The organism is Kribbella polygonati (assembly GCF_050320105.1).
In the GTDB taxonomy this organism is placed as follows: Bacteria; Actinomycetota; Actinomycetes; order Propionibacteriales; family Kribbellaceae; genus Kribbella.
Genome location: NZ_CP190129.1, coordinates 5,182,426 through 5,195,891, shown reverse-complemented (window position 1 = coordinate 5,195,891; position 13,466 = coordinate 5,182,426). Strand labels below are relative to the sequence as shown.

Sequence of the window (13,466 nt, the reverse complement as noted above, 5' to 3'; positions counted from 1 at the left end):
TTCTCTCCACCACTCATGCCGAATCGTTACGGCATACGACCTGCCGTGTGTCCGCCATGTGTCGGCGAGCTCGGGGCAAGTCAGAGCGATGCGGTGGAGTGGCGTACGACGAGGTCGGTTGCGACGAGGGTGGGGCCGGGAACGTCGTCGCCTGTGACGCGCTTGATCATGAGAGCGACGGCGGCCTGGGCGATGCGCATCGGTTGCTGGTTGATGGCGGTCACTGGGGGTTGCGAGACCATGAGCGTTTGGCTGTCGATGCCGGCGATCAGTTTGAGGTCGTCGGGCACGCCAATGCCGGCTGCGGCGGCTGCGTCGAGGACGCCGAGTGCGCTGCCCTGCGGGAGTGCCAGCACGGCGTCGGGTGGGTTCTTGAGGCGGAGCAGCGAGCGGACCGCCTCCGCCGCGCTGGTGCGTGGATCGTCCGCGTTGATGGTCCTGACCAGCGGCCTGAGTCTGTGGTCGGCGCACCAGGCGCGGTATGCCGCGGTCGTGTCCGCGAACCAGGACCATCGCTCGTCCGCGGTGAGCAGGGCGATCCGGCGGGCGCCTTGCCTGGTGAGGTGATCGAGGGCGGAGTTCGCGCCGCCGGTGTTGTCTGTGCCCACCCACCACTTGTCGTCGCGCCGGATGTCACGCTCGACGGTGACCGTCGGAATCCCTGCCTGGTCGAGGATTCGCAAGGCCGGGTCGTGTTCCTGTGGGTCGGCGATGATGACGCCGTCGACATCGAGCCGGGCGAGGTCTTCGAGATCGGTCGGCCGTGGTGCCAGCAGCAGCTGACGCCCGGAGTCCACTGCCGCCGCCGCGCAGGCAGCGACCAGAGCCATGTCGTAGTCCGCGTTCAGCAGCCAGTCCTGTACGCCGTGCTCGCGCCGGGGAAAGCACAGCGCGAAGATGCCCGTCTCGCCTGATCGCAACGCCCGCGCGCTGCGCCGCGGCCGCCAGCCCACGTCACGCACCGAGTCCAGAACCCGTTGCCGGGTGGCCGGATCGACCCGCCCCTTGCCGTTCACAACGTCGGAGACAGTCGTCATCGAGACGCCGGCGTGGCTGGCCACGTCCCTGATGGTCACCGTACGACGTGCGGTCATCGGCCCGCCTTCTGAGTTGGCACTTGTTGACTTTAGCGGAGCTGCCTTCCTACGCTATGCCGAAACGTTTCGTCAATCGAGCGGATTCCCTGTGTCCTCCATCTCCCCGCAGGTCACACTCGCGAACTGGCTGCAGTGGCCGCAGCTCCGATCAAGCTTCCAGCACGTCAGCGAGCTGGTGCCGACGGCCGTCATCGACCGTGGCGCCGACCTCCCGTGGTTCCCTGATGGCTGGTCCGCGAATGGCGGGCCTGGGCCCGCGTTACGTGCGGAACGGGTGCTGGTCCCGACCGGCGCAGCCATGGAGCGGGTCGCGCTCGACGAACTGCTGGACGAGACCCAGACGGATGCGTTCGTCGTCCTGCACCGGGGCCGCGCGCTGCATGAGGAATACCAGCACGGTATGGGGCAGAAGACTGCTCACCTCGCGATGTCGGTCTCCAAGTCCGTCACCGCCAGCGCAGTCGGTGCCGTCATCGACGCTGGCCTGCTGCCGATCGACGCCGAGGTTGCCGAGCTCGTCGGCGAGTTCCGTGGTACCGGAATGGAGGGCGCGACAGTCCGCGACGTACTGGATATGCGGACCGGCACCCGCGAGGAGATCACCACCCTCGAGCTGCAGCGGGCGTACTACGCGAACGTCCAATGGGCGCCGGCGTCCGAGCGAGTCGCCGACGAGAACTCTCGGGCTCACTTCTGGCGGATGCGGCAGGCCCGGCCGCACGGCGGCGACTTCGAGTACCGCTCGACGCTGACGTGCGTCCTCGCGATGCTGGCCGAGCACGCCACTGGCCTGAGCTTTCCGGAGGTGATGTCGACGTACCTCTGGTCCCGGATCGGTGCCGAGCACGCCGCCGCGATCACCCTGGACCGGGACGGCCACGCGCTCGCGGACATCGGACTGTGCTGCACCGTCCGCGATCTGGCTCGGCTGGGTGAGGTTCTGCGACGCGACGGCACCGGACCGTTCGGCGGTAGGGTCCTCTCGCAGGCCTGGGTTGCGGACACCCTGACGGGTTCGCCAGGTCAGCTGGCCGCGTTCCGCGAGCGCGGTATGACGTACCTTCCGATGCCCACGGCGTACTACCGCAACCAGTGGTGGGTCGCCCGCGGGCGTACGCCGGGACAGCGGGACGGCATCTACTTCGCGCTGGGCATCCACGGCCAGCTGCTGATGATCCACGAGGCAGCGGAGGTCGTGATCGCCAAGTTCTCCTCCTGGCCGCAGACGTGGGACGACGCCATGGCGCAACGCACGATCCGCGGATGCATCGACCTTGCCGAGCGGATCGCTCAGAACTGAAGGCAGGCCCCGGCGACGGAGGCGTCGTAGGGCGTCCCTGGCCAGTACTCGATGCGCCCGGTTGCCGGTTCGAGTCGCACGCTGAGCAAGGTCCGCCACTGCTCTGTCGCCCGCAACGAGGTATCGGCTTGCATGCAGATCGGCGCGTCCTCGCCAGCCTCGCCGCACAGTCGCTCGGCGAGGGCGGCCAGACCGACCGTCGCGGCCGGCTGAGCCGCTACGAGATGGTCCAACCGCCGGCGAGTTGTACTGACAGGCGGAATCACACCACCAGCAGTCAGTCCTGGGTCCAAGAAGTGGTTGGTATGTACGAGCCATTCGTCGGTTGGCCTCACCAGTGCCACTCCGGCGGGAGAGATCTCGATCGCGACGGCCTCGGGTGAGTTGTTGCCGGTGGCAAGTACGGTGATGACGGTGGAGGCGCTGACCGATGCCGAGCATGCCAGCGCATAGGCATCGTCGACGGTCCTGGCCTCGTCGAGGATCCGGCGGGCGATGACGTGCACCGGTACGCCGCCGTCGGCCGAGTCCGTCGCGTGGTGGAGGATGTTGAAGTTGACCGACAGACCGGCGCTGTTCAGCCCGATCTTCGCCGGCATCCCAGGCTCGGTGAAGGTCTTCACCCACCGGCCGTCCGCGGTGGTACTGCGCCACCAGAGCGCGTCCGGCACGAGCTGTGGATGCCAGTCCCAGGTCTGAAACGCGATCGAGCCCGCGACATCCACCAGCGTGGAGCACTCACCGGGACCGGTCACGGACTTGTCGGCTGCTGCCAGGATCTCGGTGCGGGCGGTCAGCATCGTGATCTGGTCCACGGGAACGGCCGCGCCGTCCGCCATCGCGACAAGCTGGTCGGCGAGCGGCTGATGCCAGCGGGCGACCGCCTCCATCGACCAGCCGGCCACCCGGCGGACCACCGAGTCGTCGATCCCGAGGAGCCGGTAGTGCTCACGGTAGCCGGCCGCGGCGTTCGAGATCATCGCCGACCAGTCACCGCCTAGCTGTCGCGCGGCGTCGGCCGGCGGCTTCGGGCCGCTGTCGTACTGGTGGACTCTCACGTGTCGCGGTCCATCAACTCGACCACGTCTGGGTGCGTGCTGGCCAGATCCTGCCGTACGCCGGTCTGCGTCGCCGGGCTCATGTCCTGGCTGAGCTTGAACATCGCCTGCTCGCCTGTGACCCGGATCCGGAACGCGGCGACACCGCGAACGATCCGCCCGAAGTACTCCCGGGAGGGCCCCGGATCCCACTGCCGTGGTCGCATCGACTCGAGCGCCTCGATGGTTGCTTCGACGACCTTGAGCGCCTGCTCCTCAGCCTCGAGCAGCTCGACTTCGCCGGTCAGATGGACCGCGGCGTAGTCGAGGGTCGGCGCCGCCGGGGAGAAGTCGTACACGTTCGGGGAGACGTACGCGTGCGACGTACTGAAGATCAGCAGGATCGGAGACGGATCGCGGAACATCTCCCAGTGCGGGTTCTTCCGGCCCATGTGCCCGAGCAACGTGCAGCCGACCAGCGAGGCGTCCGGGTCGACGTCCCGCGGCAGGATCACCGGGACGTGCGACGCGACCGGCGCCGCGCCGTCGGCGGCGCTGACCACCGTGGCGAACGGATGGGTACGGACGAGCTCGGCAACGGCACGCTGACTCGGCGCCGCGAATCGCGGATAGACGTGCATGACCCTCCTCTGCCTCCGGCGGGTGTCTACGCTAACCCGGGCCGCCTCGATCCGCCGATGGATGAAATATCCATGGTTGCTCTGGCGAGCAGCATTTCGTCTACGCCAGGCCTTGATCCCGCAGGGCGAGCCACAGCCGACTTGCCTCATCGGCGTCGTCCAAGTCGACCCCTGCCACCCGCTGGGCGTTGGCGATGCGTTGCCGCAGCGTGTTGCGATGGATCCCCAGCAGCGCGGACGCGCGGTCCCAGTGCCCACGGCAACGAAGGTACGCGGTGACCGCCCCGACCAGGTCGCTCCGCGAGTGGGCGAGCAGGGCGTCGATCTGGTCAGCGGCCCGCGAAGGGCCTGGGTGGTCACGGATCTCGCCGGGCACAGCCCGTGCCAACGCCGCGGCCAGCACTGTGCGGTGGGTGGGGAGTGCATCCAGGGCCGCGACTGGTCCTGCGACGACTCTGAGGTCCTGTAGTTCGAGAGCCTGTAGGGATTTGAGTACTGCGTTCTCCTGGTCGGGCCGGATCAGTATCCACAGACAACCGTCCTGCTCTCCCAGCCACGTGGATTGCTGAAGCGCCGGTTGGTGGGTCCAGCGGTCGAGGAGATCGTCGGCACTCAGCGAGGTCGTAGGCCCGGCGACGACCACCCGGACGGCCGCCGGCAGGCGAGACCCGCTCCCGGCGCGGTATCCCGCCTCGGTACGGGATCCGGCCTCGGTACGGGATCCGGCGTCGGTACGGGGCCTGGCGTCGGCGCGGGGTCCGAGCTCGGCGCCGAGTGCTTGTGCCGCGTCGGTGTGCCCGGCCAGCGCGAGCAGGACCTGGCAGTGACGCTCGGTCCGACTGCGGCTCTCCTCGTCCCGGCGCTGCTCCAGCCTCATCGTCAGCAACGCGCATCCGGCCAGCACGACCTGCTCATCCGGTCGCCGAGCATCGCGCGGCCGGGCGGTCGCGACGAATCCCCGCACTGCGTTCTGTCCGGCGAGCGGATAGGCGACAACCTCCTCGTCATCCAGCGGGAACGTCGCCGCGGAGTGCGGTCCCGCGCTCCGCAGCCAATCGATCTCGGCCCGGATCCGCACGGCTCTGGTCTTCGCGGCTGCAGGCCAAACCTCGAGCAACGTACCGTCGGCGTCGAGGTACGCCGACCATCCGCCGGCAGACTGCGCAAGCACCTGGACGATCGCCCGCGCCGGATGTGGTGCACTCGCGGCCCGGATCAACGCGCGATGCGCGTCCAACGCGGCACGACCGGCCGCCAACTGGAGATCCCAGTAGGCGCGGGTGATCACCAGGAACGGTGTCGGAGCCGGGACCCGGAACAACGGCAACCCGGCCGCACCGCACGCCCGGATGACGGCCGGCGGGATGTCGGCATGCACCGGCCCGAGCCCGAACCCGAGCGCACTGACGCCATGCCGTACCAGCCTGGTGACGTAAGCCCTTGCTTGCCCGGCGTGTCCGGTCAACGGCATGCCCGTCGTGAGCAGCAGTTCGCCGCCGGACAGGTAGGTGGTCGGGTCCTGCAGTTCGCTGATGTGGACCGCGCTGACTTCGGTTGCCGGCAGGTCGCGCTGGTTGACGAGCTCGAGATCGTTTCCGAGCGCGGTGGCAAGGTCGGCAAGATGTGGCACAGCGATTCATCCACCTTTCCAGTCGAGATGAGCATATCGTCCACATACTTCGTCCGGCTGCCGCGCCTAGGCTCGGCGCATGACAGAACAGCGCCGAAAGCTGGTCTCCGAGGTGCCGGGACCGCGGTCACGCAGGATGCAGGTGATCCGCGACCGGCACCTTCCGCCCGGTCTCGGCAACACGCTGCCGGTCTTCGTCGATCGGTCCGACGGCGGCATCGTGGTCGATGTCGATGGCAACCAGTTCATCGACCTGGCCAGCGGGATCGCCGTCACCAGCGTTGGCGCCCGGGCGCCCGAGGTCGTCGAACGGGTTCGCGATCAGCTCGATCGCTTCACGCACACCTGCTTTCTGGTGACGGAGTACGAGTCGTACGTCGAGGTCGCGGCGTGGCTGAACGAGCACACACCGGGTGATCACGCGAAGACCACCGCGCTGTTCAGTACCGGTGCGGAAGCGGTGGAGAACGCCGTGAAGATCGCCCGTGCCGCGACCGGCCGGCCCGGTGTGGTGGTCTTCGAGCACGCGTTCCACGGCCGCAGCATGATGGCGCTGGCGATGACCGCGAAGGACGTGCCGTACAAGGCCGGCTTCGGTCCGTTCGCCGATCAGGTGTACCGCGCTCCGCTCGCCTACCCGCTCCGCTGGCCGACCGGCGCGGAGAACGCCACCGCCGAGGCCCTTTCGGCCCTCGAGGTACTGCTCGGCAACGTCGGGCCGGAGACGATCGCGGCGGTCGTCATCGAACCGATCCAGGGCGAGGGCGGCTTCGTCGTACCGTCGCCGGGCTTCCTGGCGGGCGTCCAGGAGATCTCCCGGCGGCATGAGATCGTGTTCGTCGTGGACGAGATCCAGACCGGGATCGCGCGGACCGGCCGGCTGTTCGCGAGCGAGTACGACGCGCTGGAACCGGACCTGGTGGTGACCGCCAAGGCCCTCGGCGGCGGACTTCCGCTGGCCGCGGTGACGGGGCGCGCGGAGATCATGGCGGCCCCGCGGCCGGGCAGCATCGGCGGTACGTATGCCGGCAATCCGCTGGCTTGCGCCGCTGCCCTCGGGGTGTTCGAGGCGGTCGTCAAGCGAGACCTGGTCGGTGCCGCCCAGCGGATCGAGGCGAGCATCCGCGACGTGCTCGGACCGGTGGTCGACGCGGCCCGGCACGCCGTCGAGTTGCGTGGCCGCGGGGCGATGATGGCGGTCGAGTTCGCCGTACCGGGCTCGTTGGAGCCGGCTGCCGAGGTCGCCGCACGAGTCAGCGCTCGCTGCCATCAGCAAGGTGTGCTGACCTTGCTCTGTGGGACCTACGGGAACGTCGTCCGGTTGCTGCCGCCGTTGGTCATCGACGACGGCCTGCTCCGGGAAGGTCTCGGCGTCCTGACCCAAGCCATCGAGGAGTACGCATGACGATCGAGCTCAGCCACGACCCGCGCACCGGCACCGCCGTCGACGGGCCGCCGCACACGACGCCGGACTCCGTCGACCGGATCGTGACTGCCGCCGCGGCTGCGTTTCCTGCGACGAGTACGGCGCACCCCGCGGAGCGCCGGCGCTGGATGGACGCGATCGCGGCGGCACTCGATGACGCGGTCGAGGAACTGGTCGCGCTCGCGGACTCGGAGACCGCGCTGGGCGACGCCCGCCTGCGGGGCGAGCTGACACGGGGCGCGGTGAACCTGCGGTACTACGCGGCCGCCGGTGAAGCCGGCGACTGGCTCAGACCCGTCCTGCAGACCCACGCCGGCCCGCTCACAGACCCCGCGGAGTTGGACCTGCGGCGGGCGAACCTTCCGCTGGGGCCGGTGGCGGTGTTCGGGGCTAGCAACTTCCCGTTCCAGTTCGGCGTGCTCGGGCACGACACCTGTTCCGCTCTCGCCGCCGGGTGCCCGGTCGTGGCGAAGGCTCACCCTGCGCACCCGCGGCTCAGCGTCCGGTTGGCCGAGATCGCCGTCGAGGCGCTGACGCGTGCGGGGGCGCCATCGGGGACGCTCGGTCTCGTGGTCGGGTTCGACGCCGGTACGGTGCTGGTCGATCACCCCTCGATCGCGGCGGTCGCGTTCACCGGCTCGCTGCGCGGCGGGCAGGCGATCGTGGAGCAAGCGCGACGCAGGGCCCGGCCGGTTCCGGTGTACGCCGAGATGGGGACGGTCAACCCGGTGGTCGTGACGCCGGCCGGGGCTGAGCGGATCACGGCGATCGCCGAGGAGTTCGCTGCGTCGTTCACGCTCGGCGTCGGGCAGTACTGCACGAAGCCGGGACTGTTCCTCGCGCCACGGGACAGCGGGGCGACCGGCGCGGTGGCCGATGCTGTCCGAGCGCGTCCGGGCGCGTGGTTGCTGACCGATGGCATCGCGACGGCGTACCGCTCTGGCACGGCGGACATGACGGCCGCCGGTGCGGAGCTGCTCGCCGAAGGTGTCCCTGCCGAGGGCGGCTACGGCGTGGGTCCGGTTGCTCTGCGGGTCGATCCCGCTCGCCTGCAGCCGGGTTCTCCGTGGCTCGAGGAGTGCTTCGGGCCGGTCGCGTTGGTGGCCGAGTGCAACGATCTCGACGAGGTGCTGGACGTCGTACGCCGGATGCAGCCGTCACTGACCGGCACGGTCTACGGAGGCGGCGTGGACGATCCCGATGTCGCCCGAGTGGTCGCCGTACTCGCGAGCCAGGTCGGTCGAGTGGTCGTCGACGGTGCACCGACCGGTGTTGCCTGCACTGACGCTATGCACCACGGCGGCCCGTGGCCCTCGACGAGCGAACCCGGGACGACAAGCGTCGGCGCGCGGGCTCTCGAACGCTTCACCCGACCGGTCGCGTTCCAGAACGTCCCGGACTCGGCCCTGCCACCCGCCCTGCAGGACGCGAACCCGTGGAACCTGCGGCGGCAAGGGTGACACACGACCTCGGTGAGCCGCTTGCCGGAGTACGGGTGGCTGACTTTACGCGCGTGCTGGCGGGGCCGTTGGCGACGATGACGCTTGCTGATCTGGGAGCGGACGTGATCAAGGTCGAGCGGCCTGGCAGCGGTGACGAAACCCGGTCCTGGGGGCCGCCCTGGTCGGCGCACGGATCGACGTACTTCGAGTGTGTGAACCGTAGTAAGCGCTCGATAGCACTGGACCTGCGGGATCCGACCGACCGTGCGGCCGCCTTCAGCCTCGTCAAGGATGCCGACGTGGTGATCGAGAACTTCGCGCCGCGCACGATGGAGCGGCTCGGTCTGGGGTACGACGTCATCGCGGCCGCGAATCCACGTGTCGTGTACTGCTCGATCAGCGGCTTCGGCACCGCGGCGCCCGACGGCCTGCTCGGGTACGACTTCGTGGTCCAGGCCGTTGGCGGATTGATGAGCATCACCGGCGGCAGCGAGCCGATGAAGGTCGGCGTCGCGTTGGTCGACGTACTCACCGGAAAGGACGCGGTGATCGGGATCCTGGCCGCCCTGGAAGGACGGCGCCGTACCGGGCGGGGCGACCGGATCGAGGTCTCGTTGCTGAGCAGTCTGCTCGCCGGCCTGGTCAACCAAGGGCAGGCCGCTCTGGAAACCGCCTGTCCGGGGCAGCGGCTGGCGAATCGGCATCCGAGCATCGCACCCTACGAGACGCTCCGCTGTTCGGACGGTGTCGTTGCTGTTGCATGTGGCAACGATTCTCAGTTCACGCGACTGGCCGAGGTGCTCGGTATCCCGGAGCTGGCGCGCGATCCTCGGTTCACCGTCAACGCGGATCGGGTCGCTCACCGCGAGGTGCTCGTGGAACTGCTGGAAGAACGGTTGGCGGGTGGGAGCGCGGCAGCGTGGGTCGAGCGTCTCACCAAGGCCCGAGTGCCGGCCGGGCGAGTGAACAGCATCCCGGAGGCGCTCGACTACGCCGACCAGCTCGGGCTCGATCCGCTGGTCGAGGTGGGACCGGACCACACCCGGCAAGTACGTTCCCCGATCCGGTGGACGGCGTACCGGACGCGTCCGCCGACACCGCCGCCCGCGCTCGGGGCCGACAAGGAGGCAGCATGGTGACGACCGACCTGCTCGACATCGACACGCTGTTGTCGAGCGACGAGAAGGACATCCGGTCAGCGGTACGGCGCTGCTGCGAGTCGGCGGTCGATCCGTACGTGGCCGACTGGTTCGAGGCCGGCGATCTCCCGCCGATCCGCGAACTCGCCAAGGAACTCGGCGACCTCGGGGTGCTCGGGATGCACCTCGACGGATACGGGTGCGCCGGGATGAGCGCGGTGGCGTACGGGCTGGCCTGTCTCGAGCTGGAGGCGTCCGACTCGGGCATCCGGTCGCTCGTCTCGGTGCAGGGCTCGCTGGCGATGTACGCGCTGTGGCGCTGGGGCAGCGAGGAGCAAAAGGTCGAATGGCTTCCCCGGATGGCGGGCGGCCTGGCGATCGGGTGCTTCGGGCTGACCGAGCCGGATCACGGGTCGGACCCTGCTGGACTGCGTACGAGGGCCCGCCGGAGCGGCGGCGACTGGCTGCTGTCGGGGACGAAGACCTGGATCACCAATGGGTCGATCGCCGATGTCGCGATCGTGTGGGCACAGACGGACGACGGACTTCGAGGCTTCGTGGTGCCGACCGATACACCAGGGTTCGCGGCGCACACGATCAAGCACAAGCTGTCCCTCCGCGCGTCGGTGACCAGCGAGTTGGTGCTGGACGGCGTACGTCTCCCGGCGTCTGCAGTCCTGCCAGGCGTCACCGGCCTCCGGGGGCCGCTCTCGTGTCTGAGCGAGGCCCGCTACGGGATCGTCTGGGGTGCGATGGGCGCGGCCCGAAGCGCGTTTCGTACCGCACTTGACTACTCGCTCACCCGGCAGCAGTTCGGTCGGCCGATCGCCGGGTTCCAGCTGACCCAGCAGAAGCTTGCCGCGATGCACCAGGAGCTTGCCCTGGGGACCTTGCTCGCGCTGCACCTCGGCCGGCTGAAGGACACGTCCGGTGTGCGGCCTGAACAGGTCAGCGTCGGCAAGCTGAACAACGTCGGCAAGGCGCTGGACGTCTGCCGGACGGCGCGAACGATCCTCGGCGCCAACGGCATCTCGTTGGAGTACCCCGTGATCCGGCACCTGACCAACCTCGAATCGGTCCTCACGTACGAGGGCACGGCCGAGATCCATACGCTGACCGTCGGCCAGGCGCTGACCGGGATCGCCGCGTTCCGCTGACCCGGCTAGAAGATGTAGAACGCCGTACCGACTGCCGGGAGCGTGCCCAGGAGGAGCCAGAAGGAGAGCGGGCTGCGGCGGTGGATCGCGAGGATGCCGGCGGCGGTGGCGATTCCGATGACTCCGGACATGAACCAGAGGCCCACACCGCGCCCGAACTCCTTGTGCGCGACGCCGATGCTGTACACAGCCAGCGTGACGGCCGGGACAGTTCCGACGTGGAAGAGGACGGCGGTCACAACCCAGCGCTGAACGGTCTCGATGTTCATCGGACGCGGCGTACGGCGACGCATCGTCCGCCGGGGCTGCGGCGGTGTCGGCTCAGCCTCCGCTTCGTGGGTGTGGTCCATGAGTCCTCAGGTCAGCATGTGCGGTGGTGCTCATAGCTTGAGTGCCAGCCACAAGGTAGCACCACGGCTCCACCAGGCCAGACGGCCGGCCGCGACTCGCTTCCGGTTGAGACCGGAATTCACGGCGCTTACGCTCAGTACACGGCTGACTACGGGGGAGGTTGACGTGGCGGAATGGGTGAGTGCGCTCGCGGCACTGGGCGCTTTGGTCGCCGCGGTCTTTGCCGGCATCGCGGCCTGGCGACTGTACAAGATCGAGGACGACCGCGAGCTGCAGGCGCAAGCCCGGCAGGTGTCGGCCTGGATCTCGGTGAAGCTCGACGGCGAGAACGCGCCGTACGGCATCGAGTTCACGAACGGATCTTTGGCGCCGGTGTACGACGTCACCGTTCTGGCGAATGACAGTAACGGCGTCCGGCAGGACAAGCTGGATCTGACCGTCCTGCCGCCCGGACGGTACTTCGCCGAGAAGATCAAAGCGAGCTACCACTGGGCCTATCCGGATCCCGTCGAGGAGGTCGGCTATCCGCTCCGTCCGGTTGCCAAGAGCACCAAATGGCGAGTCGAGCAACTGACCTTCCGCGACAGCGCAAACGTCGCGTGGACCCGCGACGCGGCCGGCGTACTGACCCGGCGCTAGGTGAGTCGTGGCCAGGCGACGTAAGGCGACCAAGTTCGACGATCTACTCGCGCTCGCTTGTGTGACCGCCGTCGCGTACTACGTGTGTCCACCCCATGAATACCTGCTGGAGTGGATCGTCCTCGTACCGACGATCTTGCTGTTCTGGATCGCGTTTCTGATGCCGACGAAGTGCGATTACATGACACAACGGAACAAGCCGTGCGATCGCGGCGTCCGGGGGAAGCTCCGTGGCTGCTGGGACCACGGGCGATCGAAGCGCGATGCGATGTTCGCCGCCCTCGGCGGAACCAACCCGGGCCGCTGGTTCCGCGTGACGTGGACCGCGCCTGACAGTCCGACGAGGCCGCGGCCCGCCCGCACCCCCACTCCCCCGAACGAGTCGAACGCCAGGCGAGGCCTGTACGACCTGGTCATGCTGATCACCGCTGTCATCAGCGCCGCCGGAACCGTTCTCACGTTCCTCATCGGGTGAGCCAGTTCGGTCGCCGCTTCTCCCCGCGTGTAACGGACGAACCGGCAACTTGACGAGCGGGGCTGCCCGTGCCCCGGTCTCTCAGTGGACCCGTCGGCGGTCACGAGATGACCATGGCTGCGAATTCCACCACCGGTCGATTACCAATTCCACTGGATGTCAGGGGAGAACCTGAGCGCGGGAGCGGCGCCAGGCCGCGTAGGTGGGCAGGGATGTGGTCTCGGACTCGTAGATGCTGGTGAGGGCGTCGGCGATGTGCGGGGCCTGGTCGGCGATGGCGCCGTTGGTGGGCCAGAGGAGGCGTTGGCGGGCCCACATGGGGTCGCCGGCGAGGGGGCGGACGACGACGTTCTCGCGTTCGGCGGTGGTGGCGCGGCAGAGGGAGACGCCGTGGCCCTGGCTGATCAGGGAGAAGACGACGCTGGCGTTCGTGCGTTGGACCCGCCGCGGTGCGAAGCCGGCCCGGCGGCAGGCGTCGCGGAACTGGGATCGCATGCGGATGTCCTTGCCATCGCCGGGAAACCATTGCTCACCGGCCAGCGCGGCCAAGGGTATTTCCGACTCGGCGGCGAGCGGATGATCCTTCGACAGCAGCACGAAGACCGGCTCGACGACCAGGACTGTCTCACTCAGCCCGTCCGGGATCGGCAGTTCGTAGCCGGGGTAGTCGACGGTGAGGCCGAGTTCCAGCCGGGATTCGGCGAGTAGCTCGATCAGTTCCTCATCCGAATCGCAGACGTTCAGCGACACGTCCGCCTCCGGCAGGAGCTGGCGGCTCACCGTCACCAGCCCCGCGACCATCGGGCCGGCCGTCGCGCCGAGTCGTACTGCGGAGAGGTCGGCGCCGGTGTCGTGCCGTCGTACGTCGCGCAGCAGGTCGTCGTGTAAGGCGACGATGCCCTGGGCGTGGCCGAGGACCATCCGGCCGAGCGCGGTCGGCTTCGCGCCTGATCCGTCCCGGGCGAACAGGACTCCGCCGAGCGCGCGTTCGATCCGCTGCAGTTGTGCGGTGACGGCCGGCTGGGTGAGTCCGAGTACGGCGGACGCCCGGGTGATACTGCCGACCTCGGCGATCGCGGCGACCAGCCGCAGGTGGCGGATGTCGAGGTCCATCAACTGATGTTATGGACAA

General features: G+C 68.8%; 13 protein-coding genes. 7 read left to right on the top strand and 6 right to left on the bottom strand.

Annotated elements, in window-relative coordinates:
* Nucleotides 1-80: 80 nt before the first annotated feature.
* On the bottom strand, nucleotides 81-1,061 hold the full coding sequence (locus tag ACQHIV_RS24585; RefSeq protein ID WP_427885492.1) for a LacI family DNA-binding transcriptional regulator: 981 nt from the start codon (nucleotides 1,059-1,061) through the stop codon (nucleotides 81-83).
* A 124-nt stretch (nucleotides 1,062-1,185) separates the two neighbouring features.
* Between ACQHIV_RS24585 and ACQHIV_RS24580 the strand changes: the two genes are divergently transcribed.
* A complete protein-coding gene (locus ACQHIV_RS24580) occupies nucleotides 1,186-2,397 on the top strand; it encodes a serine hydrolase domain-containing protein (protein ID WP_427885490.1) in 1,212 nt (403 codons plus the stop codon).
* Here ACQHIV_RS24580 and ACQHIV_RS24575 read toward each other — a convergent pair.
* The 3 genes from ACQHIV_RS24575 to ACQHIV_RS24565 all read right to left on the bottom strand — a co-directional run bounded on the left by ACQHIV_RS24575 (nucleotide 2,388) and on the right by ACQHIV_RS24565 (nucleotide 5,705).
* Nucleotides 2,388-3,455 (bottom strand): C45 family autoproteolytic acyltransferase/hydolase, encoded by a 1,068-nt coding sequence (locus ACQHIV_RS24575; protein ID WP_427885489.1) that lies wholly within the window; start codon nucleotides 3,453-3,455, stop codon nucleotides 2,388-2,390. The two genes, ACQHIV_RS24580 and ACQHIV_RS24575, sit on opposite strands and share 10 nt — an antisense overlap.
* The gene (locus ACQHIV_RS24570) at nucleotides 3,452-4,075 is read right to left on the bottom strand and encodes an FMN-binding negative transcriptional regulator (RefSeq protein WP_427885487.1); all 624 of its coding nucleotides are present in this window, start codon (nucleotides 4,073-4,075) and stop codon (nucleotides 3,452-3,454) included. The genes ACQHIV_RS24575 and ACQHIV_RS24570 overlap by 4 nt, the downstream gene beginning before the upstream one ends.
* A 100-nt stretch (nucleotides 4,076-4,175) precedes the next feature.
* Nucleotides 4,176-5,705 carry a PucR family transcriptional regulator gene (locus ACQHIV_RS24565; RefSeq protein ID WP_427885485.1) on the bottom strand — a complete coding sequence of 510 codons (1,530 nt, stop codon included), beginning with the start codon at nucleotides 5,703-5,705 and terminating at the stop codon, nucleotides 4,176-4,178.
* 79 nt (nucleotides 5,706-5,784) lie between these two features.
* Between ACQHIV_RS24565 and gabT the strand changes: the two genes are divergently transcribed.
* From gabT to ACQHIV_RS24545, 4 genes are read left to right on the top strand one after another with little or no spacing between them, the layout of a single operon-like run.
* Complete coding sequence (gene gabT, locus ACQHIV_RS24560) at nucleotides 5,785-7,110, top strand: 4-aminobutyrate--2-oxoglutarate transaminase (protein WP_427885483.1); 1,326 nt, start codon at nucleotides 5,785-5,787, stop codon at nucleotides 7,108-7,110.
* On the top strand, nucleotides 7,107-8,591 hold the full coding sequence (locus ACQHIV_RS24555; protein WP_427885482.1) for an aldehyde dehydrogenase family protein: 1,485 nt from the start codon (nucleotides 7,107-7,109) through the stop codon (nucleotides 8,589-8,591). Before gabT ends, ACQHIV_RS24555 begins: the two co-directional genes overlap by 4 nt.
* Before the next feature lie 35 nt (nucleotides 8,592-8,626).
* Nucleotides 8,627-9,712: a CaiB/BaiF CoA transferase family protein gene (locus tag ACQHIV_RS24550; protein WP_427885480.1), complete on the top strand. Its 1,086-nt coding sequence runs from the start codon at nucleotides 8,627-8,629 to the stop codon at nucleotides 9,710-9,712.
* On the top strand, nucleotides 9,706-10,869 hold the full coding sequence (locus ACQHIV_RS24545) for an acyl-CoA dehydrogenase family protein (RefSeq protein WP_427885478.1): 1,164 nt from the start codon (nucleotides 9,706-9,708) through the stop codon (nucleotides 10,867-10,869). The genes ACQHIV_RS24550 and ACQHIV_RS24545 overlap by 7 nt, the downstream gene beginning before the upstream one ends.
* 5 nt (nucleotides 10,870-10,874) lie before the next feature.
* Here ACQHIV_RS24545 and ACQHIV_RS24540 read toward each other — a convergent pair whose 3' ends face one another.
* Nucleotides 10,875-11,138 (bottom strand): hypothetical protein, encoded by a 264-nt coding sequence (locus ACQHIV_RS24540; RefSeq protein WP_427885476.1) that lies wholly within the window; start codon nucleotides 11,136-11,138, stop codon nucleotides 10,875-10,877.
* A gap of 247 nt (nucleotides 11,139-11,385) precedes the next feature.
* On the opposite strand from ACQHIV_RS24540, the gene ACQHIV_RS24535 reads away from it, so the two are divergent.
* Complete coding sequence (locus ACQHIV_RS24535; protein WP_427885475.1) at nucleotides 11,386-11,859, top strand: hypothetical protein; 474 nt, start codon at nucleotides 11,386-11,388, stop codon at nucleotides 11,857-11,859.
* A 7-nt stretch (nucleotides 11,860-11,866) separates the two neighbouring features.
* Nucleotides 11,867-12,334: a hypothetical protein gene (locus tag ACQHIV_RS24530; protein WP_427885474.1), complete on the top strand. Its 468-nt coding sequence runs from the start codon at nucleotides 11,867-11,869 to the stop codon at nucleotides 12,332-12,334.
* A 159-nt stretch (nucleotides 12,335-12,493) separates the two neighbouring features.
* Here the strand turns inward: ACQHIV_RS24530 and ACQHIV_RS24525 are convergent, their stop codons facing one another.
* Nucleotides 12,494-13,447, bottom strand: a complete 954-nt coding sequence (locus tag ACQHIV_RS24525) for a LysR family transcriptional regulator (protein ID WP_427885472.1) — start codon at nucleotides 13,445-13,447, stop codon at nucleotides 12,494-12,496.
* Nucleotides 13,448-13,466 lie beyond the last annotated feature (19 nt).